At 43.8% G+C, this 24,499-nt stretch carries 24 protein-coding genes and 1 pseudogene; 14 read left to right on the plus strand and 11 right to left on the minus strand.

Annotation, left to right across the window (positions count from 1 at the left end):
- Positions 1–42: 42 nt before the first annotated feature.
- Positions 43–1,023, minus strand: a complete 981-nt coding sequence (locus tag AB4375_RS03120; protein WP_032545880.1) for a bile acid:sodium symporter family protein — start codon at positions 1,021–1,023, stop codon at positions 43–45.
- A 345-nt stretch (positions 1,024–1,368) separates the two neighbouring features.
- Here AB4375_RS03120 and AB4375_RS03125 point away from each other — a divergent pair, with 345 nt between their 5' ends.
- Together AB4375_RS03125 and AB4375_RS03130 are read left to right on the plus strand one after the other, a co-directional pair.
- On the plus strand, positions 1,369–1,635 hold the full coding sequence (locus AB4375_RS03125) for a DUF3081 domain-containing protein (RefSeq protein WP_372051013.1): 267 nt from the start codon (positions 1,369–1,371) through the stop codon (positions 1,633–1,635).
- A 41-nt stretch (positions 1,636–1,676) separates the two neighbouring features.
- Positions 1,677–2,288, plus strand: coding sequence for a CIA30 family protein (locus tag AB4375_RS03130; RefSeq protein ID WP_372051014.1), 612 nt, complete (start codon positions 1,677–1,679; stop codon positions 2,286–2,288).
- A gap of 122 nt (positions 2,289–2,410) precedes the next feature.
- Here the strand turns inward: AB4375_RS03130 and AB4375_RS03135 are convergent, their stop codons facing one another.
- Positions 2,411–3,436, minus strand: a complete 1,026-nt coding sequence (locus tag AB4375_RS03135) for a zinc-binding alcohol dehydrogenase family protein (RefSeq protein WP_372051015.1) — start codon at positions 3,434–3,436, stop codon at positions 2,411–2,413.
- Between the two features lie 199 nt (positions 3,437–3,635).
- Between AB4375_RS03135 and AB4375_RS03140 the strand changes: the two genes are divergently transcribed.
- Positions 3,636–4,568, plus strand: a complete 933-nt coding sequence (locus tag AB4375_RS03140; protein ID WP_102428016.1) for a LysR family transcriptional regulator — start codon at positions 3,636–3,638, stop codon at positions 4,566–4,568.
- Positions 4,569–4,715: 147 nt separating this feature from the next.
- On the opposite strand, the gene AB4375_RS03145 is transcribed toward AB4375_RS03140, so the two are convergent.
- A complete protein-coding gene (locus AB4375_RS03145; RefSeq protein ID WP_372051016.1) occupies positions 4,716–5,102 on the minus strand; it encodes a hypothetical protein in 387 nt (128 codons plus the stop codon).
- Between the two features lie 424 nt (positions 5,103–5,526).
- Here AB4375_RS03145 and AB4375_RS03150 point away from each other — a divergent pair, with 424 nt between their 5' ends.
- Positions 5,527–6,510, plus strand: coding sequence for a hypothetical protein (locus AB4375_RS03150; protein WP_017068427.1), 984 nt, complete (start codon positions 5,527–5,529; stop codon positions 6,508–6,510).
- A 113-nt stretch (positions 6,511–6,623) separates the two neighbouring features.
- On the opposite strand, the gene AB4375_RS03155 is transcribed toward AB4375_RS03150, so the two are convergent.
- Positions 6,624–7,817 (minus strand): benzoate/H(+) symporter BenE family transporter, encoded by a 1,194-nt coding sequence (locus AB4375_RS03155; protein ID WP_017068426.1) that lies wholly within the window; start codon positions 7,815–7,817, stop codon positions 6,624–6,626.
- Positions 7,818–7,914: 97 nt separating this feature from the next.
- Between AB4375_RS03155 and AB4375_RS03160 the strand changes: the two genes are divergently transcribed.
- Positions 7,915–8,481: a helix-turn-helix domain-containing protein gene (locus AB4375_RS03160; RefSeq protein WP_017064371.1), complete on the plus strand. Its 567-nt coding sequence runs from the start codon at positions 7,915–7,917 to the stop codon at positions 8,479–8,481.
- Between the two features lie 96 nt (positions 8,482–8,577).
- Here AB4375_RS03160 and AB4375_RS03165 read toward each other — a convergent pair.
- Positions 8,578–9,258, minus strand: a pseudogene (locus AB4375_RS03165) (pyridoxal-phosphate dependent enzyme); the annotation flags it as partial.
- A gap of 28 nt (positions 9,259–9,286) precedes the next feature.
- Between AB4375_RS03165 and AB4375_RS03170 the strand changes: the two are divergent.
- The 3 genes from AB4375_RS03170 (at position 9,287) to AB4375_RS03180 (ending at position 11,750) form a co-directional block, all read left to right on the plus strand.
- On the plus strand, positions 9,287–9,454 hold the full coding sequence (locus tag AB4375_RS03170; protein WP_017062447.1) for a hypothetical protein: 168 nt from the start codon (positions 9,287–9,289) through the stop codon (positions 9,452–9,454).
- 556 nt (positions 9,455–10,010) lie between these two features.
- Positions 10,011–10,892 carry a hypothetical protein gene (locus AB4375_RS03175; RefSeq protein ID WP_017068424.1) on the plus strand — a complete coding sequence of 294 codons (882 nt, stop codon included), beginning with the start codon at positions 10,011–10,013 and terminating at the stop codon, positions 10,890–10,892.
- Positions 10,893–10,958: 66 nt separating this feature from the next.
- Positions 10,959–11,750 carry a hypothetical protein gene (locus AB4375_RS03180; protein WP_017058652.1) on the plus strand — a complete coding sequence of 264 codons (792 nt, stop codon included), beginning with the start codon at positions 10,959–10,961 and terminating at the stop codon, positions 11,748–11,750.
- A 212-nt stretch (positions 11,751–11,962) separates the two neighbouring features.
- On the opposite strand, the gene AB4375_RS03185 is transcribed toward AB4375_RS03180, so the two are convergent.
- Positions 11,963–13,201, minus strand: a complete 1,239-nt coding sequence (locus AB4375_RS03185; RefSeq protein WP_372051017.1) for an ISL3-like element ISVa7 family transposase — start codon at positions 13,199–13,201, stop codon at positions 11,963–11,965.
- 106 nt (positions 13,202–13,307) lie between these two features.
- Positions 13,308–14,099 carry an MBL fold metallo-hydrolase gene (locus AB4375_RS03190; protein ID WP_017068423.1) on the minus strand — a complete coding sequence of 264 codons (792 nt, stop codon included), beginning with the start codon at positions 14,097–14,099 and terminating at the stop codon, positions 13,308–13,310.
- Positions 14,100–14,213: 114 nt separating this feature from the next.
- Between AB4375_RS03190 and AB4375_RS03195 the strand changes: the two genes are divergently transcribed.
- Positions 14,214–15,179, plus strand: coding sequence for a GlxA family transcriptional regulator (locus AB4375_RS03195; RefSeq protein WP_017068422.1), 966 nt, complete (start codon positions 14,214–14,216; stop codon positions 15,177–15,179).
- 496 nt (positions 15,180–15,675) lie between these two features.
- Here the strand turns inward: AB4375_RS03195 and AB4375_RS03200 are convergent, their stop codons facing one another.
- The 3 genes from AB4375_RS03200 to AB4375_RS03210 all read right to left on the minus strand — a co-directional run bounded on the left by AB4375_RS03200 (position 15,676) and on the right by AB4375_RS03210 (position 18,880).
- Positions 15,676–16,617, minus strand: coding sequence for a zinc-binding dehydrogenase (locus AB4375_RS03200; RefSeq protein WP_017062694.1), 942 nt, complete (start codon positions 16,615–16,617; stop codon positions 15,676–15,678).
- A gap of 66 nt (positions 16,618–16,683) precedes the next feature.
- Positions 16,684–17,772, minus strand: a complete 1,089-nt coding sequence (locus tag AB4375_RS03205; protein ID WP_017062693.1) for an alkene reductase — start codon at positions 17,770–17,772, stop codon at positions 16,684–16,686.
- A 10-nt stretch (positions 17,773–17,782) separates the two neighbouring features.
- Positions 17,783–18,880 carry an alkene reductase gene (locus tag AB4375_RS03210; RefSeq protein WP_372051018.1) on the minus strand — a complete coding sequence of 366 codons (1,098 nt, stop codon included), beginning with the start codon at positions 18,878–18,880 and terminating at the stop codon, positions 17,783–17,785.
- Between the two features lie 239 nt (positions 18,881–19,119).
- Between AB4375_RS03210 and AB4375_RS03215 the strand changes: the two genes are divergently transcribed.
- From AB4375_RS03215 to AB4375_RS03225, 3 genes are all read left to right on the plus strand, one after another.
- Positions 19,120–19,815 carry an IclR family transcriptional regulator gene (locus tag AB4375_RS03215; RefSeq protein ID WP_017068421.1) on the plus strand — a complete coding sequence of 232 codons (696 nt, stop codon included), beginning with the start codon at positions 19,120–19,122 and terminating at the stop codon, positions 19,813–19,815.
- 106 nt (positions 19,816–19,921) lie between these two features.
- Positions 19,922–20,314, plus strand: a complete 393-nt coding sequence (locus AB4375_RS03220) for a heme-binding protein (protein WP_017068420.1) — start codon at positions 19,922–19,924, stop codon at positions 20,312–20,314.
- A 10-nt stretch (positions 20,315–20,324) separates the two neighbouring features.
- Positions 20,325–21,077, plus strand: coding sequence for an SDR family NAD(P)-dependent oxidoreductase (locus tag AB4375_RS03225; RefSeq protein WP_017068419.1), 753 nt, complete (start codon positions 20,325–20,327; stop codon positions 21,075–21,077).
- A gap of 44 nt (positions 21,078–21,121) precedes the next feature.
- Here AB4375_RS03225 and AB4375_RS03230 read toward each other — a convergent pair whose 3' ends face one another.
- Entirely contained in the window at positions 21,122–22,003 is an 882-nt protein-coding gene (locus tag AB4375_RS03230; RefSeq protein WP_017068418.1) for a LysR substrate-binding domain-containing protein, read from the minus strand.
- Positions 22,004–22,195: 192 nt separating this feature from the next.
- On the opposite strand from AB4375_RS03230, the gene AB4375_RS03235 reads away from it, so the two are divergent.
- Together AB4375_RS03235 and AB4375_RS03240 are read left to right on the plus strand one after the other, a co-directional pair.
- Positions 22,196–23,362, plus strand: coding sequence for an MFS transporter (locus tag AB4375_RS03235; protein WP_372051019.1), 1,167 nt, complete (start codon positions 22,196–22,198; stop codon positions 23,360–23,362).
- A 131-nt stretch (positions 23,363–23,493) separates the two neighbouring features.
- On the plus strand, positions 23,494–24,186 hold the full coding sequence (locus AB4375_RS03240) for an SDR family oxidoreductase (RefSeq protein WP_017068416.1): 693 nt from the start codon (positions 23,494–23,496) through the stop codon (positions 24,184–24,186).
- Positions 24,187–24,499 lie beyond the last annotated feature (313 nt).

Genomic DNA, 24,499 nt, shown 5'->3' on the forward strand with positions numbered 1-24,499 from the left:
GTGAAAGGCGTTTTTCTGTTGTACTTGTAACAACAAACAAGTTTAACTAGATTGTGTATCAACCTTGGCGTAACGGTTGGCTAGCACTGCACAGTAAAAGATCTGAATCGGGTGATAAAGCATGATTGGTAGTAATATCATCCCTAGATTAGGGTTGTGAGCAAAGATCACCTTAGCCATAGGAATACCTGCCGCTAAGGTCTTCTTAGTACCACAGAATACTGCCGCGACTTCATCTTGATGATTGAATCCAACCTTTCGGGCACTCCATTGAATGCCGTGTACCATCACCATCAATACCACTAAACAAATCACCGCTGACAGCAACAACAGCATTGGTGAAAAGTCGCTCCAAATACCGTGTTCAATAGAGTCACAGAAAGCACTGTAGACGATCAGAAGTATCACGTATTTATCTAACTTATTGACCACTGACTTGTGTTTCTGAGTCCATTCAAAAAGTAACGGGCGCATCAACTGGCCGACAATCATTGGCAATAGCAGCATTTTAGATATAGAGATCACCGATTCCATCAGGTTTAGCTCTGCACCTTCCAACCCCATAAAGAGCTGGATCAGTAGAGGCGTAATGAACACGCCTAAAATACTAGAAAGTGATGCATTGAATATCGCACCCGGTAGGTTTCCTTTTCCAATCACCGTCATCGCGACCGAAGACGAAATCGTACTCGGTAATACGAAGAGGTAACAGAAACCAAAGGCCAGAGCTGCTGGCATATAAGCGACAAAGCCTTGCCCGAATATCACCCAAAGCAGTGGGTAAACTAAGAATGTCGCGCTTTGTACAAAAACATGCAGCTTCCAATTCGAAAGCCCCTCAAGAATGGCTTTGGGAGACAAACCCAAACCGTGTAAGAAAAACACCAAAGCGATGCCGAGAACAGTCACCGTATCGAGATGAAGTACCCCACCCGATTTGCCCCAATCCGGCGTAAAAACAGCAACGACCATAGCCACCACCATCCCTACAAGAAACCATTCCTTTTTCAGTTTTTCTATCATGTTGACACGCACTTTCTGTAGATTCCATTTCAGCCAATAACAAGGCTCCGATGCTATTTATCCTATCGACTCTAATTTTAATTAACCACCATAAACGCAAATTAAGCTCGTCTTTATCTTGAGGGTTAACGTTGTTATTCGAGTTTGTTACGCACGCTTCGCTCTGGATTGAACAGATGTATGGAATGATGATGAAATATTAGAAAACAGCGGTTTATCGAGAAGGTAAGACCCTTTCAGTGATCGGGGCACAGAGGTAAGCCGTAAGGATATGAAAGAAAGACGTATGCAATCTAAACACCAAAGATCAGCCTATTCTCAAAGATGACGCAGCGGGAGTAACACATGGGCAACAGAATCACCATTATTGAATTTCTCAGAGTATTTGAGTTTATTCGCTCTTCCGGTGAGCAACGGGACAACAAATATCTAGTTGGCGAAATGACGGCTTGGCATGATTACGACGGTTACACCTGTTGGCTAAGCTATAAAGACGTCACGGTGACGCTGATGTTTCACGGTTCGCTAAAAATTGAGTACGACAACGCTTCAAATTACTCTGAATTTATTGAGCATTGTATGGGTATGCTTGCCACTGAACCTTCTCCATAAAACGCGAACAGACTAACGGCTAACGGCTAACGGAGACAATCATGAACGAAACGGCTTCATTGCTTAAGCGAAGACACCTTTTGTGGCTAGTACTCAGCCTCTCCTTTTTATGGTCTCAAGTATCTGTAGCAGGCATAGGTATGATTGATTTTATACAACCGAACGAACACAAGAATTGGACAGCGACCAACGACGATGTAATGGGTGGCATCTCAACGGGCGGGCTCATTTATCTTGATGATATGAGTCGATTTAGGGGCGAGCTATCGTTAGAAAACAATGGTGGTTTCAGTTCTGTAAAGCGCTCCATTGAATCACCAGCCCATGAAATAGATAGCGCAGAGCTAGTTTTCGTTGGTGATGGTCGCACCTACCAACTGAGGCTCACAACATCGAAAGATGGTAATCGAGTTCAATACAAACACGATTTCGTTACGATAAAGGGAGTGCGGCTTAACAAGGTGTTCCACTTCAATGATTTTCAAGCTGTGTTCAGAGGTCGGCTACTGAGCGATGCGCCGGAACTTAAGGCACGAGACATCAAACAAATCGGTTTTTTGATTGCGGACAAAGAGCCCTCGCCTTTTGAGCTAGACCTAATACAGCTTCACTTCAGAACATCGAAACCTATCACATCACCAGAAGCTGACTAAACTGACTAAACTGAAAACAAACAAAAGCCCCTGAAACCTTTTGACTAGCAATCAGATATCAGGGGCTTCTTCTATTTAAACCGTCAACAATTCAAAACAACGGCGGATTAAAACATCAGCAATTAGTATTTGATGGCTGTTTTACCAATCGAGGCACTGCTTTCAATACGTTGGTGTGCATCTTTAAGTGTTTCCACACTAAAGCCATTTAGGGTCGAGGTTAGCGTCGATTTAATACGGCCCGCATCAATCAGATTCGCGGCTTGGAATAGGATGTCTTGCTGCTTCTGGATATCTTCGGTGTTAAACAATGAACGCGTGAACATCAGCTCCCAAACAAAGCCTGCTGATTTTCCTTGCAGCGCTGATAAGTCAATGCCACCATCAAATTCAACAATCGAACTGATCATGCCTTGCGGTGCGATCAACTCAACCATCGCATCCCAGTGCCCTTTTGTATCAGCAACATTGAAAATGTAGTCAACATGTTGAATGCCTTGCTCTCGCACTGACTCAACAAGGTTACGGTGGTTCACCACATAATCCGCCCCCATATCCCTTACCCATTGTTCCGTTTCAGGTCTTGAAGCTGTTGTGATAACATTTAGGTTGGTCAGTTGCTTAGCCAGTTGAATCGTAATTGAACCAACGCCGCCCGCTCCACCAATGATCAGGATAGACTTTTTCTCTTCAGGACGAACACGTAGGCGGTCAAACAACGCTTCCCATGCCGTAAGCGTCGCTAGTGGCATAACGGCTGCAGCTTCATCAGAAAGGCTCTTAGGCGCTTTAGCGGTAATACGGTAGTCCACAGCTTGGTATTCTGCGTTAGCACCCATGCGTGTTACGTCACCCGCATAGTACACACGGTCACCGACTTCGAAGCCTTCAACGTCAGCACCTTTGCCAACAACTTCACCGACTGCGTCATAGCCCAACACTTTTGGTTGTTCGAGTGTTTTGTCTTTGGCACTACGAATACGAATTTTTGCGTCAGCAGGGTTAATAGAAGTCGCGCTCACTTTTACCAGCAAGTCATTATTTTTTAGTTCGGGAAGACTCGTTTCAAACTCAAATAAACTGTCTTGTTCTGTAATCGCAAGTGATTGAGTAAATCCGATTGCTTTCATTGTTAATGGTAATGACATGATACTTCTCCTTAAATTCTATAATTGAATCTTAGAGAATTCTCGCTTTAGATAAACAGCCTAATATTTGAATTATTATCAAATGATTTTTGATAATAAGATGTATATGCGCAGGAAAAATACTAAGATTAGCAATTTGAAAATGCCTAATTTATGGGTAACCGAACAACCGATTCAAGGTTCAGAACAGGGAAACGAAATGCTTCTTGAAGACTTACAGGTCATTTTGAAAGTGGCGGAGTTTCGCAGTATCACCGCTGCAGCCACCAACCTCGATATGCGTACTGCCACAGCAAGTGCAGCGGTAAAACGTGTTGAAGCGGCACTCGGTGCGGAGTTATTTGTAAGAACCACGCGCCACCTAAGGCTCTCTTCAGCTGGCGAGCGTTATTTACCGGAATGCGAACAAGCCTTAAAGATGTTGGAGCAAGCGAAGCTCAACATGCGCGAAGAGCTTGGTATTCTTGACGGTGAAATTCGCATAGCGCTTTCATCGGATCTAGGACGCAACCTAATCACACCTTGGTTAGATGAGTTCTTGCTTGAATACCCAAAGGCGACGCTTCGCACTAGCATCAGCGATAGCAATATCGACTTCTACCGAGATTCCGTCGATATGGCGCTGCGTTACGGCTCCCCGACCGATGCCAATATGTATGGTTTTAAGATATGCGATGTGCCGAGGATATTGTGTGCGGCTCCTGACTACTTGGCTGAAATGGGAACACCAAAACACCCGAGTGACTTAGCGCAGCACAATGGTTTGCTTTACCAACTCCATGACATGTTGCAAGACGAGTGGGTGTTTAACGATGGTACTCAAGATCATAAAGTGAAACTAAAAGGAAATCGCGCTTCGAACGACGCAGACCTTGTAAGACGTTGGTGTATCGCGGGTAAAGGAGTGGCAATAAAATCTTGTTTAGACATGTCACCTCATCTGCTTTCAGGCGAAGTGGTTAAAGTTATGCCTGAGTTTAAGCCGACCCCTACCGAGCTGTGGTTAGTGTGTCCAAGTCGTCAATCCATCACCCCGACTGTGCGTCTACTGAGAGATTTATTCAGAGAGAAGACCGCTGAGATCCTTTCGCAACTGAGCAAACAAGGCATCATAGAAAGCACAACATCTTAAGATTGAATGCCGCTTAAAGATAAGAAACAGAGAGACAAAAAAGGCGTTAGCGAACTCAATTCGCTAACGCCTTTCATCATTAGAACATCATAGCTTCATGATGAACCTTAATAAGAGTACTTAGCTTAATACTCTTAATACAAGAGCTTAGTTTGACTCGTCTTCAACATCGCAGTCTGCACAGCACTGAAGAGCAATCTCATGTTCGAAGGTGATAGTGTCTTTACCATCTTCTACTAGCTCTGCGATTTCGTCTGCCACTTCTTTTTCATCATCCGCTTCGATTCCGCTTTCTAATTCTTCTTCTGAATAACCAAAGAAGTTAAGCAGTAAGTACTCGCGAGCTTCTTCTGTCGTGCAAACCACGTCTGCAGAAAGATCAGGAGTAACCTCGCCTTGTGCAAGTGTCGCTGTCACTTGTGCGATAGCATCGTCTTTCATCGCAGGCGTTAACCAACCAAGATCAGTACTTACTGTCGTTTTTTTACAGTCGAAGCAAGGCAGTTGGTGAAAGTAGTATTGAAAGGTAGTCATAGGTAAATTCTTCTTTAAATGTTGTATAGCGAGATTATGCGCGTTTTGTAGCAAAATACTATCTCAATCACAACCTGAAACCGCTTCATGCTGAGTATTTTTACCAGCGCCGCGCAAGCTGATGTGATCATCCTATAAAAGCGCTGTTTTACCCATGCTTACTCACCTTTACGCTTGTTTACATTTGTACGGGTAATATATGCCTTATCAGATAACAAGCGTGGCACCTCACAAATATTTGGGTCATTGCTTAGCTTCATCGCTCCAACTATTAGCTATGAGTTCACGGCTTACTTAACTACTTAGCTACTTAGCTACTTAGCTCGGATTTGTTTGAAGTAGCTTTGTTTTCAATTAACTTACTTGCACTTCGCTTATTTTGAACCACGCTTATTTAAATCAGCCCTTCTCGGATACCCAATCAATGCTCATCACAAAATATCAAGCCCTTGCCCTTTCATCAGTTGCTTTGCTCGTTTTAGGTTGCTCTCCATCATCAGATACACCCTCGGTCAGTAACATCAGTGATTACCATGGCTCAGCGAGTATTACTCAAGGGTTGGCGAACACCGTTGAATCGAATCTCTTTGAGTGTGCAAATGGACGTAGCCGAGTGGCGGGCGTCGGGGAAATTACGGACTCAGAAGGAAAGGTTTGGACGGTTCCAGCCAAGAACAACTTTTCGACAGGGCCGAAAGCCTTTGATCTTTATGAAGAGTGCTCAAACACCACGCCAAGCAGCCTAGCCGAAGTCGATCAAAGCTCTGTACCTGTAGCGATAGTGGATCAAGACGGTGAGGAAATAACAGGTTATATTTTTGCCGATAACTATTTCGAACTTTATATCAACGGCAAGTTAATCGCGGTAGACACCGTTCCTTTCACACCGTTTAACTCAAACATCGTCAAATTTAAGGTGAAGAAGCCTTACACGATTGCGGTGAAAGTGATTGATTGGGAAGAAAACCTAGGTCTTGGCAGCGAAGATAACCGCGGAAAGGCATACCACGCTGGTGATGGTGGCTTTATCGCGAGCTTTAGTGACGGAACCGTGACAGGACCAGACTGGCAAGCACAAACCTTTTATACCTCACCGATTTATGACCTGACTTGTTTGAGTGAAGTGGACGGGAAGCGTCTTTCTGAAAGTTGCACCACGGAAGGAACTGACCACGGTCAAGATGCCTACGCCGCTCATTGGGAAACACCAACCAACTGGATGAACCAAGAGTTCGATTCAACATCTTGGCCTCAAGCATCGGTATATTCAGAAGACGATATTGGCGTGAACAATAAAAAAGCGTACATGAACTTTATCGAAAAATTCAGTGGTGCTGGCGCAAGCTTTATCTGGTCGACAAATGTCGTTCTCGATAATGAAGTGCTACTGAGATACGAAGTTAAGTAGCTTTATTCCTTTGTAAGCAAGCCCAGTCACAAGTATGACTGGGCTTACTACTCAAACAACTTGCTTGTGTTTCTAATTCACAGCGAACCTGATCATAATCTTGAGTCGTTTGATTACGGCAAAGTTTGCGAAGCCTCGCTTGATCCACGTGACCTAGCTTTGTAATTGTGTAACCAGCAACAAAACAACCCGATGCACAAACCCCAAAATGCACTGCCGATCCCCAGTAAATTGGTGCCAGAAGCAGTGAATAAGAAAGTAAGCAGTGCAGGCTCTCGATAGTGGGTGTCTGCCATCGAAACAGCTAAACAATTCATCAAGGTCGGCATCACCGCTAAGCCAGCAACCGCAATGACAATCTCGGAGGGCACAGCGCTAAACAGCGACACAAATGACATCCCCATCACGCCAGCTAACAAGTAAAACCCGCCCATACAGATCCCCGCCATGTAACGTGTCTTTGGATTACTATCCGCATTCGGGCCCATGCAAATAGCGCCCGTAATCGCAGCAAGGTTATACGCAAAGCCACCAAACGGCGCGAAGATCAAACCTGTCACCCCGGTGGTGGTAATGATCTTCGATGAATCGACTTGGTATCCATTCGCTTTTAGAACCGCAAATCCCGGTAAGTTCTGTGAAGCCATCGTCACTATAAACAGTGGGATACCGACACTGAACAACGAAAAGAACTCAAAATCGGGCGTGATGAACACTGGGGTCGTTAATCCCATAGTCACCTGACTAACATCGAGTTTGCCAAAACCCACACACATAACCAGTGCGATAATGAAAATGCTTGGGATCAGTAAATTTCCTAACCGCGCTTTCGCCAGAATAAATACAGCGAGCATGACCGCTACGACTTGTGCCTCTTCCATTAGCGACGTGAACAAACCCAAACCGAATTGCAATAGAATCCCCGCGAGCATCGCAGAGGCAATCGATGTTGGGATCTGTTTTAGGACTTTCTCAAATATCCCCGCCAATCCAACTAACGTGATCAACATCGAACTGAACAAAAACACGGCCACAGCCTGATTCATTGTCAGCCCTTCAAGAGATGTGATTAACAACGCCGCTCCAGGCGTCGACCACGCTGTAACCACAGGCTTCTTGTAATGAAACGAAAGCAGTATTGTGGTTACGCCCATGCCAATTCCCAACGCCCAAAACCATGACGCCACTTGCTCTTCAGTTGCTCCAGCACTCATTGCCGCTTGGAAAATAATCGCCGCAGCGCTCGCATAACCAATGAAAACAGCGATAAAGCCGGTACTGACGTGAGAAAATTTTAGCTTAGTCATGTTAATCTCTTCCTGCGTGCGTTATAACGTCCATAGAACAAACCCAGCACTGTGCGTTATAACGCACAACTTATTTGTAAAAACTTGTAGAGAAAATATGCAAACAGAAATTAAAGTTGGCGTTAACTTGAAACGCCTTCGCCAAGAAAAAGGCTGGAGCTTAGACAAAACAGCGAAAGAAACTGGCGTGAGCAAAGCAATGCTAGGACAAATTGAACGTGGAGAATCCAGCCCGACAGTCGCTAAGCTTTGGCAGATAGCTTCTGGGTTCGAGGTGTCACTTTCGAATTTTATCGCGGCTAGCCCAAACAGTGAACTGACGAGTTTATTCAGAGATGCAAACGAACTAAGACATGAGGAATACAACATTGGCTTTTTCGTCAGTTTGTTGTTTCCTTTTGAGGAAGCACTAGGATTTGAAATATTCGAACTCACCCTAGCACCCGATTACCAGCATGAATCCGCCCCACATAACGCAGGCGTCACTGAGCACATCTTATGCATTTCAGGAGAGATGGCCGTGATGTTTGATGATGAGTGGCATACGTTACGCGCAGGACAAGCCGTTCGCTTCAATGCCAACCAGACCCATGCCTACAAAAATATCGGTGAAGGAAACGCCGTATTTCATAATGTGATTCACTACCCTAATAACAAGCAATAGTGCCGGATTTGGTGCTAACGGATGTTTAGCTCTAACCGGATGTTCAGCGCTAACGAAAGAGCTGGCAGACCACTGGCTGTTACTAACTTAAAGCGACTATACGTTGACGACCATACTGCCATCTTCGGCTTGATAACGAGCCCATAGTTGAGAGAGGTTTTCTTTATTAAGCTGTATCTCTTTTTCTTTCAGAAACGTTTCGTTGTGCTGCTTCGAATACGAGCGCTCAGCAAGGTCACAGCTAAATGTAACGATGGTTTTCCCTTTCCCCATTCTAGCCGCAGCGTATAGCGCACCTGCTACGTTCAACGACGAACTGCTTCCTAGAAGAATACCGTCATGTTCCGCAACAAGGCGGGATATCGTCACCAAATCCTGATCGGGAAGCGTGATTGCACGATTGATTTTTGCCTGCCTGAAATTTTCAACCGTTCGCATGATCCCTATGCCTTCCGTGAACGAACTTCCCGTTGATTGATAGTGTCCATTACGTAGAAACGAATAAATGCCGGACCCATTTGGGTCAACTAACCAAGTTTCGAGATTGGGTTGCTACTCAGATAGATAGTGTGAGTTTCCGGCAATGGTTCCACCCGTCCCCACCACTGAAACTAGAGCATCAATATTCCCCTGTGTTTGCTGCCAGATCTCAGGTCCAGTATTTAAATAGTGCGCTCGATAATTACTGAGATTTTCAAACTGATCTGCCCACCAATAACTCTCATTTTCGACACCAATCCGCTTAGCCGTGTGGTAAAATGTTTCTAAAAGAGAAAAAACCGGTGACCTCGTTGATGTAACTGAAATGACCAAATTAACCAACTTATTTCAAGACAGTATCGAAGGTCGGTTTCAAGCAGGCGAAGAACAGCAAGACCCTGAGATGTTTAAAAAGTCCGAACTGATGTTTATGTCAGGGGAAGAGTTACCTCGATGCTGGACAGATCCAAACTACCGCTCAGGGACTAAATAACCTTAGCGCTTCCAGAGCACCCGATGAGTCGCAATTTAAGCTCTGTTCTAAAACTGTTTCACGATCGCCTTGTAGGCTATCCCCCTGTTAAAACATTCAGACGCATCTTTACTAGACACAAAAAGCGAGCCACTTGGGCTCGCTTTTGATTGTCTTTTTCTTGCTTAGACTTCAGTTCAGATTACAGAAGTTCTACCGACTGTTGAGCAATCACGAATTCTTCGTTGGTTGGCAAGCTATTATAATCGCACCTATTAACACGGGTTTGGACAAAAGTCAGTTAGGGTCGATGCTCTAAATAACCCTCTATTCATTACTTGATGTATTCTGACCGAACCAATCCCCCCACTAAAGTGTAAGTCAATGATAAACCCCCTATGTCATCACCGCTCTAACCATCACAAGGGATCAGATCGCAGAACTCCGAAAAGGTTCAACTGATTTAGGCAACAACGCCATGTTCACTCTAACGACTTGAGTTTCCGTCAAAATCATCAGATTTTTCTTTGAAGGGAGTATATATTGATGCGACTGAATGCATTGTGAGGAGAATAATATGTCAGTTCTGGATTATCAAGATGCTTCGAAAGAAGAGCTTCAAGAACTAGAAAACGAAAGGCTTGAGCTACTGAACGACTTTAAAGAGCAGTTGGCAGTGTTCTGTGATTACCTAAAGGTTGACTTAGACCAGCAAGCGACCTTGAAATCACTAGACACCGCAACAGCACTCACGCTTTCCTCTCCACGTTATATTCCTGCACAAAAGGGAATTTTAAAAATCTCAGCTCAAGGCTATTTAAGTATAAAATTGGTTGAGAAAGTCAAATCAACCACTACAGACATTGTTAAGGCGCTAGCCAAAAAAATTGCAGACTCTTCCCCAAAACTGCCATGCAATGACATTGCACTTAAAGGTTCCGTTGATTCCATCGCCGCAAAGCTGACTCAACGCTACTTGTTTGGCCATAGACGCTTTTATGACGTTGAACCAATTCCAGAAGTCCCAACATTGAGGAACGACGACTTAAGAGCTTTATGTGAACGTCACCTTCTCGATCGAGTAAAGGAGCGTTATACGTCTCACTACCACCGCTATAGATTATGGGACGGAAGAGCCATCGATTTATTTTCTAGCTACCTGTTTAATGTCAAAAGTGAAGAGCATAGTTTCTTTGATTCTAAGAACTTAATTCATCTTCTGAATAACACCCCTGCGCCAATCAAAAAAGAATGGTTTAAAGATGAATGCATCGAATGTTGGGAAGCGCTTTATGCAGATGGCCCACGTTATGCGTATACCGAGCTTGCCTACCCTGATGAGAGTGGTGTCATTTTTGAAGAATACGTACCACTAGACATGGTAAGTGAAGATGTATGGGATTCGCTTTATGAGCGCTATAAAAACAAACTGAAAGAACATGTCGAGTTCGCCCAATAACTCTTGTGTGTCTTACCTCTAATCAAAATTAAGCAAATAATTGTCAATAAAAGGAACAAAGAAAAAATGACCGCGACAATTTCAGTCAGCAAAAGTGCGATATTTGAGCTAATCATGGCTGGTTTAGAAGCTTATGCTGTAAAACATCAGGGCAGCAAGAGTATTTCTGTAGAAACCGCCGCTCACCTTTGGGGGTACGTGAACAAAACACATCCATTTAAATGTACGATAAATCATGTCTCTGTAGAGACGTCTGCAAAGCGAAAGCGCTCTTCAGTTGAATTTAGCTCTGAATCTCTTTTGATTAAAAAAGACATCGCGAAAGTGTTCGGAGACCAGTATCAATATATAGGAACCGCTCATTCTCACCCTTATTTGCGGGAAGAAAACATCGATGCCGCAAGAATTAGAAAAGACAAGTTGTATGAATTATCTGATGCTGATCATAAATGTGAGATTGGATATCCCGAAATTGAAGTGACTGGTAAATCGTACAGTGTAGCTTTGGTACTAACGGTTCATTCGATGCTTAAGGCTGATGATAGAAAAGATGGAACAAGCTTCGGAGAACCACTTATCGAGTTTTCTCTCGGCAATATCAAATTCTGGCTGTATGGCCGAGTTTTTGAGCATAAATCGAAGTCATCTTTGAGCGACGAGGAACGTCATTCTTATGAACGTTATAAGTTGGCCCTAAGTAATGTTCCCAACGATAAAATAGTTCCTGTGCCTCTAGAGACTGTGTTAGAAAGTGGTGTTTTTATAGATACATTGTGCAAAGACTTTGGCAGATTGAGGTTTTTAGATAATGAATCAGAATATGATTTAGCCACTGTTGCAGAGCGTAGATGGGGATAACGTTTCTGGCGTAGTCTCAGCTTACGCTTGTTTTGTTAGCGGCACTGGTTCAAGTGCTGCTATATGGTCTAAGATGTTTCACACTCTAAGTTAGTAGTTCTAAGGCGCTTTTGTCCCAAAGCATGGCGGCATAACACATCTCTGGACAGAAATCATTTAGACTATTTACTTAAATCGGGAGTCACCGGATTAGTTCAGGGGCTCTTCTCCGCTTAGATGAGCTTGATTTCTGGGTAAATGGTAGAGTGAGTTTCTAGGATTGAGGTTTGTCTAATCTTCAATTTAAAGTAATCAGTATCCCTTACTCCTCGGGCTCGCCGTCTAAGAAGACCTATCGATACATTCCCTGCTTCCACTCGGGCATTCGTCAGCTTATATTTTGCATAATTGCAGATCCCAACTCTTCTCTCCCAAAGCGCGTCTGCGAAGTTGATGAGAGATAAGATCCTCGTCTTTTTAGCAAGCTGGCACCACGCATCAAGAGCTGCGATCATCAGGTCAAAATTACGTTCATCCCATAAGGCTTGAAGCTGCTCTTTGAGCATATAAATCGTACAAAGAGTCTTATTGCTTTCAAGTAAATCATCTAGCCTATCTGACTGCTTATCGCTTAATTTCGGCGCATTTTTGAGGAGTAAAAATAGCGTCCCTTTAAGCATTTTCTTCTCGTCATGTGTTCCTTTCCTAAACGCTTTATTACGCTCTTTCCTTATCAGAAGAGAGTAGTTCTGCATAACGTGAAACCGGTCAAAAACGATGTCTGCATTCGGAAGAGCGTTTCTCACTGCTGATTGGTAAGATTGCCCCATATCCATTGATACCGCTTGGATGCCGTCTCTCGTTTGCGGTGATAATTGTTCAAAAAAGTTGATGAGTACGTTTGAAGTCCGCCCATGGTCAACCCAAATAAGTTGTCCTGAAACGAGATCATAAACGACGGTCATATAGTCATGGCCTTTAGCCCTGGCGACTTCATCAACGCCAATATGAACAAGGTTGGTCAACCTCTTAGGCTCTAAAGCAGGCAAGGTAGATAACAGAAATGCTTTATCGATATTTTTCACGGTTTCCCAGCGTATGTCTAAATGCTTAGACACTGCGTGGATGCTCATATAGCGGCATAGTCCACTAATAAAGTGACAGAATCTCTTGGTATAACGACTCCCCTTATCAACAAAATCAGTCGCTTCAACCAACCTTCGGCCGAGCCTATCTCTTGTCTGAGCCAATTCAATTTCTATAACGCAAGGGCGACCACTGACAGGTAAATCCGACAGGCGACGGTGAACATAGTGGTCGACTGTGCGCGGTGCTCCAATCTCAGGGTCAACAACTTTACAGCGTCTATCTCGCTTGCATTTGACGAGTACTGAATGAGAGCTTTCTTCGAGCGTTACAGACTGTACGGATTGGCCTTTAAAGTTAAATAGAGCGGAAGATAATAACGACAAACTACAATACTGAGATATAAGGTGGGAAGCGATTATAAATCAATGTGTTACCGGTTTTATTGTTAATTTATAGACTCATCTAAGCGGAGAAGAGCCGTTCAGGTATCTAAAACTCCAAGGTCTCACCATCAGCAGGAATAAGGACTTTATCTGACAAACCGTTTTTATCAATTGCTTCTTTAAGAATTGGTCGAGTCACTGCACAGTGATTGAGTGCCTCCATATGGTTCGCAACCACCTTATTAGGGGAAAGGCGAATAAACTCCATGACCTCATCAATAGACATCAATAACGGTTGACCAACGTCCATACGAGCACGACCTGCCGCGACTACGGTGATATCAGGTTTCAACTCAGTCAACGCTCGTTTTACATCATCGGTTAGAACTGTATCACCGCTAATGTAAATAGAAGGCTCATTGGGGAGCTCCAAGAAAAATCCAACACCATTAGCCATTACCTTGTGAATCCATCCATGGCCGTGCAAAGCCGGAACCGCGGTGAGCTTTCCGTCTAGAAAGTCGATAGTTTGCCAGTCTTCAATTCCCCAATTTACCGTTAAGTCATATTTTTCTAGGTAAGCCTTATCTTTGGCTGGTGTCGCAACTGGGATATTACGACTTGTTAAAAACGTCTCACCTGCCGGATCTAGGTGATCTCCATGTTGTAATGCCTTGATACCAAGTGTTTGACTGTGAGTAATTAAGGTATGAGTAACCTTGTTTAGTAGCTCATCGGCATTACTTGGCATCTCAACCGTTGGATTTTTCGCGGCCTTAGCCTTAATGACTGAAAACGGAGGCATAGAGCCTTTTTTCCCCAACATAGGATCAATAAGGATAAATTTTTCGCCAGATTCAATAATAAATGTTGCGCTACGTAGGTGGTGGATCTTCATAATGCCTCTCTAAACTCACTAACAAGCCATGTTCTCTATGAGATTTAGTATGCTTCTTTCTAGTTTCTTGTGATACTGTCTTGAAAGTCAACATTCGCGCAAATCGAGACACTTGTGAACAAATCAACCGAGCTAATTAAAATTACGATGGTAGCCTTTGAAGGCATCAGTGCTTTTCATCTCTCTGTGCCTTGTCTGGTGTTTCAAGATATCTTTTTCGGTCAGCCGGTTCGGTTTGACTTGAGGATCTGTTGCGAAAACAGCTTGCAGTTTGAAACAAGCTCTGGATTTGGTGTGGTGATCGATAGAGATTTGAGCGCTATTAAAGAGGCGGATATTGTGATTGTTCCAAGCTGGCCAAATGACCTGCCAGAGCCAAGTGAGCGACTTATAGAGGCGCTAATAGAGCATCATGGGAAAGGTAAGCTACTAGTAGGACTCTGCCTCGGGTCTTATGTACTTGCATGTGCTGGCGTTCTCGATGGAAAACGTGCCACAAGCCATTGGGCGTTTTCCGAACAATTTCAGCAGCAATTTCCTAAGGTGAATTTTGACCCAAACCCTCTATTTGTTGAACATGAGACTATCATTACCTCTGCTGGAGTAGCTGCTTCACTCGATTGTTGTCTACATATAGTGCGCCGTTTGTGTGGTAGTGAGCTTGCGAATGATCTCGCACGTAAGATGGTGACTGCGCCATCTCGTACTGGTGGACAGCAGCAATACATACCAGCACCAGTCAACATAAAACCTCTTACAGAGACAAGTATTAGCCTTGTGATTGAGCTGGTGGAGCAGAGCCTTAATCAGTGTCACTCACTAGATGAAGTCGCTGAGCGCTGTGCGATGAGTAAACGTACCTTCACACGCCAGTTTAAATCCACCTATGGCTGTACATTTGGTGAATGGCTGCAAAACCGACGTTTGGTGCTTAGCCAACGTCTATTAGAAACCACGAAACTATCGATACCTCAAGTTGCAGAGCAAGCGGGTTTTGGCTCTGACAGTGTATTCAGAAAGCACTTTAAATCGGCTTTTCATGTATCGCCGATTCAGTGGCGCACTACATTCAAGCAATAGTCTTAATTTCATTGAGGGCGATGGGGCTAGATCGTCGCATCTATTACTTTTTGTATCTGAAACCTTGCAAGTTCAATTCTAGGCGTTTTTGGGGCATCACAAGCCAGCCCTAACATCACTAGTTTGAAGCTACAAAATGATTTGCCGAAATCAATAGAATGAGTTTTGACTATCTCGCTATAAGGCCACTTAGCGATGGTCTATCCAACATATGAGCACAAAAAAAGCGAGCACTAAGCTCGCTTTTAACCATCTGTTTTTAAAGTAAATTACAGTAGTTCTACCGACTGTTGAGCAATCACGAATTCTTCGTTGGTTGGATTGCTATTAGTATCGTATCTGCTAGTAAGAGTGTGGTCAAAATTATTTAGACCACAATTTTAAACGACGTTGCAAAGATGAGTCTTACTCAATATCAGCAATTAGAACAACTATCCAAGCAAAGTGTAGGAAGTAAGCGCTATGTGACTCCCAGCAAAAGGATAAATTGCGCAGTCTAACTCAATGTAATCACGGTTTTTCGTTTTGTGGTTTCACTGTGTTTCAACGCATCAAGCATCTGCTCGAATTTAAAAGTGACAGGAATACTAACTTCAACACTCCCATTTTCAATACGCTCAAGCAGCGCTTCACCATTTTGCATTAATGTATGCCAATCATCTTTATCACCAAAATTATGTAACGCTCCAAGGGCTATTTCGTGGTAAGAAATAGTGCGCGTAAATGGAGGGTCAATGGGTTTAGCAATACGATCTTGAATGCAGACAATATGTCCATTCGCTCTTAACAGCGGCACTAAATGGGCGGCATTTTCCCCACTCACCGCATCAAAAATGGCGAAGTATTTCATGTCGATTTGAGATTGCTCCCGATAAACTTGGCGAATACCTAAGCTTTTGGCTCGCTCTTCGCTCAGACTCGCGGAGACAACATCAACGATATAACCCGCTCTGACAAGGATCTGGGATAACAAATTATTCACCGCGCCAAAACCAACGACAAGCACTTCTCTTTGTTGGGTTAATGGAATTTTTTCAAATGCTTGCCACGCAGTTAGCATCGGACAAGGCAGTGCCGCGGCAAGTTCAAAAGATAGGCTCTCAGGTAGTGTCATCACTCGCTCAACGTTCAAAACAGTATATTTAGCGAAGCTACCATGGCGATTTAGTGAACCATGATATGCCACTCGACGGCCAATTAGACTGGGATCAACTTTAGAACCTACTTGTACGACGACGCCTGCACCATCAACACCTGGAACATGGCCATTCGGCCAATTTAAAGGATTGGCTTTAATAAATTTCCAATCCACAGGGTTAATACCAATCGCTTTGTTTTGTACTAAGATTTCGCTGTCATCTAAAGCTGCTCTTTCAGCCTTACCTAAAACAAGACTGTGTTTCTCAGTTTGATATTGCCAAATTCGATAGGGTTCCATATCACTTCCACTCGCTTAATGAAAAGGTAAGGCACCAAAGAGTTATCGTCCTTGGTACCTGGTGTATTAGGCTTGATAAGTTGGATAATCGACGTAGCCTTCGGCTCCGCCCCCATACAAGGTCAACCTAGCATCGGCATCAAACTCGGCCAATGGTAAATCATGAGCAAATCGGGCGACCAAATCAGGGTTCGTTACAAACGGAGTACCAAAGGCAACGAAATCAGCATACTGCTTATCTAGCAACTGTTGGGCAGATTGCTTGGTCAACTTTCCTGCAACCATGATTGGATTAGAGTATATTCGGCGTACTTGCTGGCGAAACTCTTCAGGCACCTCTACATAGCGTGATATGTTTTCTGAAAAATGCACATACGCAAGGTTCATCAGTTGTAGTTTTTCCAGCAATGCTAACGTTAGCGGAACAATTTCAACATCATCCCCAGCAAAACCCTCTCCGATATGAGGAGACAGACGAACCGCAACTCTTTCCCCACCAATTTCGTCGGTAAGTGCTTGCAACGTATCAACCAAAAAGCGCATGCGATTCTCTTGGCTGCCACCATATTGATCACTTCTTTGGTTGCTTTCTAAGCGTAAAAAGGTATCAAACAAGTAACCATGCGCAGCATGAATTTCCACGCCATCAAAACCAGCTTCAATGGCGTTTTTGCCCGCTTGTACAAAATCCGCAATCGTGCTCTTAATGTCTTGCAGCGTCATCTCCCGTGGCGTTTCAGTTTCAATCATCCCAAAGCCACCTTCAGCTAGTGGGCCAAATACTTGATCTGGGATTTTAATCGCTGATGGGGCTAACGGCTTAGTACCTGAAATATCAGAATGACTGCGTCGCCCCACATGCCAAAGTTGAGTAAATATTTTCCCGCCATCTTGATGCACAGCTTGGGTGGTTTTTTTCCAGCCTTCGATGTGCTCTGGGGTATAAATGCCCGGAGTCATCGAATAACCTCGTGCAGCCGCTGAGATCGGGGTGCCCTCTGATACAATGAGTCCAGCACTGGCACGCTGACGGTAGTAGGTTGCCATCATCTCGTTTGGTACATCACCAGGTTGAGACGTGCGTGAACGAGTCATCGGCGCCATCGCGATACGGTTTCTAGTCTCAAGTCCGTGACCTTTAAATACCTTAAACATACTTACCCCCTTAAGCTTTATACGTTGGATAATCAATCAGACCTTTCTCACCACCACCAAACAAGGTGTTTGGATCATGCTCTGCCAATGGGTAGCCGTGAAGTAGACGTTCAGGAAGATCGGGATTCGCCACAAAAGGTCGACCAAAGCCGATCATATCAGCCAGTCCGTCATCAATAGCTTGCTTTGCTTTTTCCGCATTATAACGACCTGCGTAGATCAGCACGCCTTGAAAAGCATTGCGCATTGCACGTTTGAATGAGACGGGTGTATCTGGTGCATCATCCCAATCGACTTCAGCAATATGTAGGTACACGATATGATGTCTATTGAGTAACGCTGCGGCAGCGGTATAAGTCTCAATAGGGTTAGCATCAACAGTACCATTGAGGGTTGTTAAAGGTGCCAAGCGCACACCAACGCGATCAGCGCCAATGGCATCGACCATTGCAGTAACAACTTCATCAAGAAAACGAAGACGGTTTTCAAGACATCCACCGTACTCATCAGTGCGATCATTCGCTTCTGAATCAATAAATTGGTTAATTAAATAACCATTAGCGGCATGCAGTTCAATGCCATCAAAGCCTGCCTCAATGGCATTCAATGCGGCTTGACGGTAATCTTCGATCACTTGCTGAATATCGGCTTTTGTCATCGCTCTAGGCTGAACGACGTCAACAAAACCAGGTTCATCACTGCCATTATCAACGAATACTTTTACGTTTTCCGCTTTTAATGCGGAGGAAGAAATCGGTTGCTTACCACCGATGTTATCTGGGTGAGTGACTCTTCCCACATGCCAAAGCTGCGCGAAAATAGCGCCTTGTTTGGCATGCACAGCGTCTGTCACTTTACGCCAACCAGCAATCTGCTCAGGTGTGTAAATACCTGGGGTCCATGCATAGCCTTTTGCCGTCGCTGAAATTTGCGTACCTTCAGACACAATCAATCCTGCACTGGCACGCTGAGCGTAATAGGTTGCCATCATGTCATTTGCGACATCACCAGGCTGACTGGCTCTTGAACGCGTCATCGGTGGCATGACAATGCGGTTTTTGAGTGTGAGTCCACCCAATGTGAATGGTTTAAATAGTGATAGTGACATAGTTGAGCCCTCTTCATTTGATAAGGGCATACTAGCAAATGAGTCACCAATCATTTATAGCAATAAAGGCAAATAATATTTGTTATAAATGCAACAATTGTTCGATGAAGAAGAAATTATTTTATATCGCACTCCCTATAAAGCATGGTCCAGTGTCTTGTGTTATGGGACATTAACGAATATTTTTATCTAAAACGGGTTATAGGCACATTCACTTATCATTGTTGCTAAGGAGAAATATGAATATTAAGGGTAAAAACATTCAGTCGTTAGAGCGCGGTTTCTTGATTTTAGAAACACTCTCTTTCGCAGAATCGCCACTGTCTCTGCAAGATATTACCCAATCAGTCAAATTAGCGAAAACAACTGTACATGGACTGCTCGCAACTTTAGTTAAACTAGGGTATGTAGAACGCACCAAACAAACATACCAACTCGGGTTAAGGCTGAGAGAGTTATCTAAGCCATTAGAGCAGCGAGACGAATTTATTCGTCGCCATTTTTACTCATTTCTAAAGAAAATGGCGCAGCTTTCCAATAACACAGCTTATCTCGCAATCCAAAGTGGGGCTGATGAGTACCTTTATATCGATGCAATAGAAAAAGATAATCCCTTGACGATACGCAGCCCAAGAGGACGCCGAGAAAGTTTAATTGAGTCTGCCATTGGTAAAATATTTGTTTCTTTTAACCCTCAACTGAAAAGAGTACTAAGAATTCAAGGTGTGTTAACACCATCGTTAGAGATGGAAATTGAGCAGATCTCCCAACAAGGATTTTCATTGGATTTAGAACAAGCAGAGCCTGGGCTGCACTGTTTGGCTATTCCTCTTTATATGAACGGTGATCTTGTCGCTGTTGCGGGTTTAAGTGGTGCTGCTGATGAACTCACTGAGGCAAAATTGCGTCATTTCGCTCAAGTATTTCTGAAGTAATTCGACATTATCGAATCTTATTTACTTTTCCCACGGTTCGCATGCCTCCTAGAATTTATCTAATTAAACTGATCCCGTCATTCACGATCATCATTAGGAGACACCTGTGATTTCTCTCAACTTAGCAAAACAGATCACCGCGATAGCTATACAACAAGCGAAACAACAAGAGTTTAACGTTTGTGTCAGTGTCGTTGATCAGGCTGGATTATTAGTCTATTTTGAACGCATGGATAATGCATTACTCGGCGCGATTGATGTGGCGATAAAAAAGGCCAGAACAGCGGCGCTTTTCCAAACCAATAGTGCTGAGCTTGGTGCGAACGCACAACCTGGAGGTGCGATTTATACACTTGAAGCTACGAATGGAGGACTTATTTCCTTTGGTGGTGGTGTGATCCTTCGTAACGAGCAAGGTAATGTCATTGGGGCTATCGGAGTTGCAGGAGCGACCGTTGAAGCCGATGAAGCCATTGCACAACTTGCAGTTCGTCAATAAGGAGATCCAGATGAAAACTGTAGTGATTACTGGCGCAGCTTCTGGCATGGGGTTAGCGGCTAGTAAGTTGTTTCTAGAAAAGCATTGGCGCGTTCTGATGATAGACACCAACGAGGAGCATGGGCAACAGCAATGTTTGAAACTTCAACGCCAAGGTTTTACTGAGGTGTATTTTCAACGGTGTGATATCACTCAAGCTGCACAGGTCTCACAGGTAGCCAAGTTTGTAATTGACAACTTTGGACGAGTTGACAGTGTGATCAACAATGCTGGAGTTTGGCGTGGTGGTGAACTACATCAAACAACAGAGACAGATTGGGACTTATTGTTTAATGTTGATGTGAAATCGATATTTTTGATGAGTAAGTACTTTGTGCCATACATGATTGCACAAGGTGGAGGGACTATTGTAAATACTGCTTCAGTATCAGGGCTGAATGGGGATCACCAGATGGCAGCCTACAATGCAGCAAAAGGAGCAGTTGTTAATTTAGTCCGAGCGATGGCACTCGATTATGGAAAATATAACATTAGAATAAACAATGTATGTCCAGCCGCTTGCGCTACTCCAATGTTTCTTGCCAACTCCAAAAAAGTGATTGACACGTTTAATCAGGCCAACCCTCTAGGCAGAATCTGCACGCCAGAGGAAGTCGCTGAAGCAATGTACTTCTTGGCCTCTGATGCATCAAGCTCATGCAATGGCATCAACCTACCTATTTCTGGTGGCTTAGAGCTGCATACTGGTCAACCGATACAATAAAATCGACAAAAAGCGAGGTCGGCAATGGCCTCGCTTGGAACTATTTACAGATCCAGTTTCGGCTTAATAAAATCAATAAAAGCGGAGATCCGCTTGGCCACAGAAGAAGTCTTATAATACACAGCGTTGACTTGTTCTCTTCGTGGATGACTGATTTTTTCGCTCTCCAACAGCGAGATTAAACGTCCTTCGGCAATATCTTTATTCACCATAAACCCTGATAGACATGCAATGCCATTTCCTGCCAACACAATTTGTCGAATGGTTTCGCCATTACTTGATGACATCAAAGCGTCTAGTTGGGTAAACCCTTTTAAAGGCCAGTCATTCAAAATTTTGGGGGCGACAAATCCAATGAGATTATGCTGAGCAAGATCGCTGCTTTTAGTGGGGAGCCCGCGTTTTGAGATATATTCTGGTGAAGCCACAATATACAAGGGGCTTCGACCCAGCGACCGAGCATGTAGCGTAGAATCGCTCAACGTACCAATCCGAATTGCTAAATCGGTTTTCTTTTCTAGTAAATCCACAATGCCTTCATTGGAGGTTATTTCTAGCTCAATATCGGGATAGGCTTGATTAAATGACTGCACCAATGGCACCAGTTGATGAAACACAAACGGACTAGCCGCGTCGACACGTAAACGGCCTTTGGGCAATTCCCCACGGGAAATAATATCTTCTTCCGCCTGCTGTAATTGCATTAATCCCACCCGCACAGAGTCAATGAACTGGCGTCCTTCATCGGTTAATTCAATACGTCTAGTGGTTCGGTTTAGAATAGTGACCCCAAGTTGACTCTCCACTTTACTGACCGCTCTGGATACTCGCGCGACTTGGATATCTAGGCTCTCTGCTGCCGCTGAAAAACCTCCGGTATCGACTACAGCTAGTAAAATGGCTAAATCATCAGATTTTGTTCGCATGCTATTTACCTCAACTTTATCCAATCGCTCATCAGCTTTATTGCATTTATAACAAATATCATTTGTAAAAACCTCTGTTTTTCACAAAACATCTTTAATGCAAAATGCCCCCCATCAATTAACAACGCGACGGCATAGCGACCAATACATCGGCTATTGCTGGTCATTTTCAAACAACAGAGAGTAAATATTATGCCTTTAGCACTTCTTGCATTGACGCTCAGCGCCTTTGCTATTGGAACAACGGAGTTTGTGATCGTGGGGCTACTCCCGACCATGGCCTCCGACCTAAATATATCACTGCCTTCAGCAGGCTTGCTGGTTAGCCTTTATGCACTTGGTGTTGCCATTGGCGCCCCGGTTTTAACGGCTTTAACAGGAAAGTGGAATCGTAAACACGTATTGATTACCGTCATGTCACTGTTTGTTGTCGGTAACTTAGTTGCATGGCAAGCACCTGGTTACAACACCCTTGTCGTTGCTCGCATTTTAACTGGTTTAGCCCATGGTGTGTTTTTCTCTATTGGCTCTACGATTGCCACAGGACTTGTACCCAAAGAAAAAGCCGCCAGCGCGATTGCGATTATGTTCACCGGATTGACCGTGGCATTAGTCACAGGCGTGCCGCTTGGGACATACATAGGTCAAACCTTTGGCTGGCAATCAACCTTCTTAGTTGTTGCGCTATTAGGTTTAATCGCATTAATTGGTAGTGCTTTCTTAGTACCAAATAACTTAAAACAACCTGCTGCAGCTAAGCTTTCCTCGCAGCTTAAGGTATTAACTCAACCTAGATTATTACTGGTTTATGCGATTACTGCACTGGGTTATGGCGGCACTTTTACAGCATTCACTTTCCTTGCTCCTATTTTGCAGCAAGAAACTGGCTTTAGTGCGAATGCAATTAGTTTAATTATGTTGGTTTATGGAGTCTCAGTTGCGATTGGTAATATTTGGGGCGGAAAAATGGCCGATAAAATGGGCCCAATAAAAGCCCTTAGCATTATTTTTACTGGTCTTGCAGCTGTGCTTATCGTGTTCAATTTTACCGCCGTTAACCCTATTGCCGCGGTAGCCACGATTTTAGTTTGGGGGGCATTTGCATTCGGTAATGTTCCAGGTTTACAAGTATATGTAGTGAAACTTGCTGAAAAATATACACCAGATGCAGTGGATGTTGCTTCCGGTTTAAACATTGCCGCCTTTAACGTTGGTATTGCACTTGGTTCATGGGGCGGAGGGATGGTTGTCGCTGAAGCAGGCTTAATGCATACACCTTGGGTAGGTGCAGTAGTTGTACTGATAGCGCTTGCTTTGACCCGCTTTAGTGGCCGTCTTGATAAGCGTGCAGAAAGTTAATGGTAAAAATGTATTAATGAAATAAACACGACTCTTACCCTTAGAGCTGGTCAATGCAGCAGCATTGGCCAGCTTTTCGCAACTTATATTGATTGGTATTAGACAAGATTGAAACTGATAAGAGGCACTCAATGAAAACCGTTTTTATTACTGGAGCTAATCGTGGCTTAGGATTAGAGCTTGCAAAGCAATATGCACAGCGACATTACAAGGTCATCGCTTGCTGTCGCGATATTGATTCAGCGCATGAGTTAACCCTGTTAGCACAACAGTATTCAACCATTCGCCCTTATGCTCTAGATGTTAGTCATGAAACAGATATTCTCGCTTTAACTGAGGTGTTTAAAGAGCAACCTATTGATGTACTTATTCATAATGCTGGGGTGAGTGGTGAAGGATGTGACAACTTAGGCAATATGGATCAGCAAAGATGGCTAGAGGTGTTAAAGGTCAATACCATCGCACCCATGTTAATCACGCAGGCCTTGCTCAATAATATTCTAGCCGGCCAAGATAAAACCATAATCGGGATGACCTCAATACTGGCCAGTATTGATGATAACCGCTCAGGGGGACGATACAGCTATCGAGCATCAAAAGCGGCCCTCAACCAAATAATTAAATCTCTAGCCTGTGAATTATCCGAAGCGGGAGTGAAGACCATGGCAATTCATCCAGGTTGGGTAAAAACCGATATGGGTGGAAAGGAAGGCAAGGTAACAGTAAAAGAGAGTGTTACAGGCATGCTTAATGTTATCGACAATTTAAAACTTAAGCATTCAGGTTCATTTTTTGTCTACGATGGCACTCAATTGCCATGGTAAGCCTAGTATTTACGTCTCATACAAACTCTAAGGGTAGGATATGCTTTTAACCTTTATAGTTTTAATCCTTTCTATTGTCGCTTTGCTCGGGTGGTATTTACACAAAGTCTCCCGTGACATTTCCCAAATTGACTGGGATTGGGATGACGATGAGATCCTATAAATTGATATTGCCTGCATCTATGGCTGGTCACATTACATATCCTAAGGAACGACTGCGATCTTACTCTGGAATGAGTAAATACTTTAACGTGAAATGGGGCAAGCAATGATCGCGCTTAGAAAAGTCTGGGCTGTGATCACCAAGCGATTC

It is taken from the genome of Vibrio sp. 10N.261.51.C6 (assembly GCF_041471785.1).
Taxonomy (GTDB): domain Bacteria; phylum Pseudomonadota; class Gammaproteobacteria; order Enterobacterales; family Vibrionaceae; genus Vibrio; species Vibrio crassostreae_C.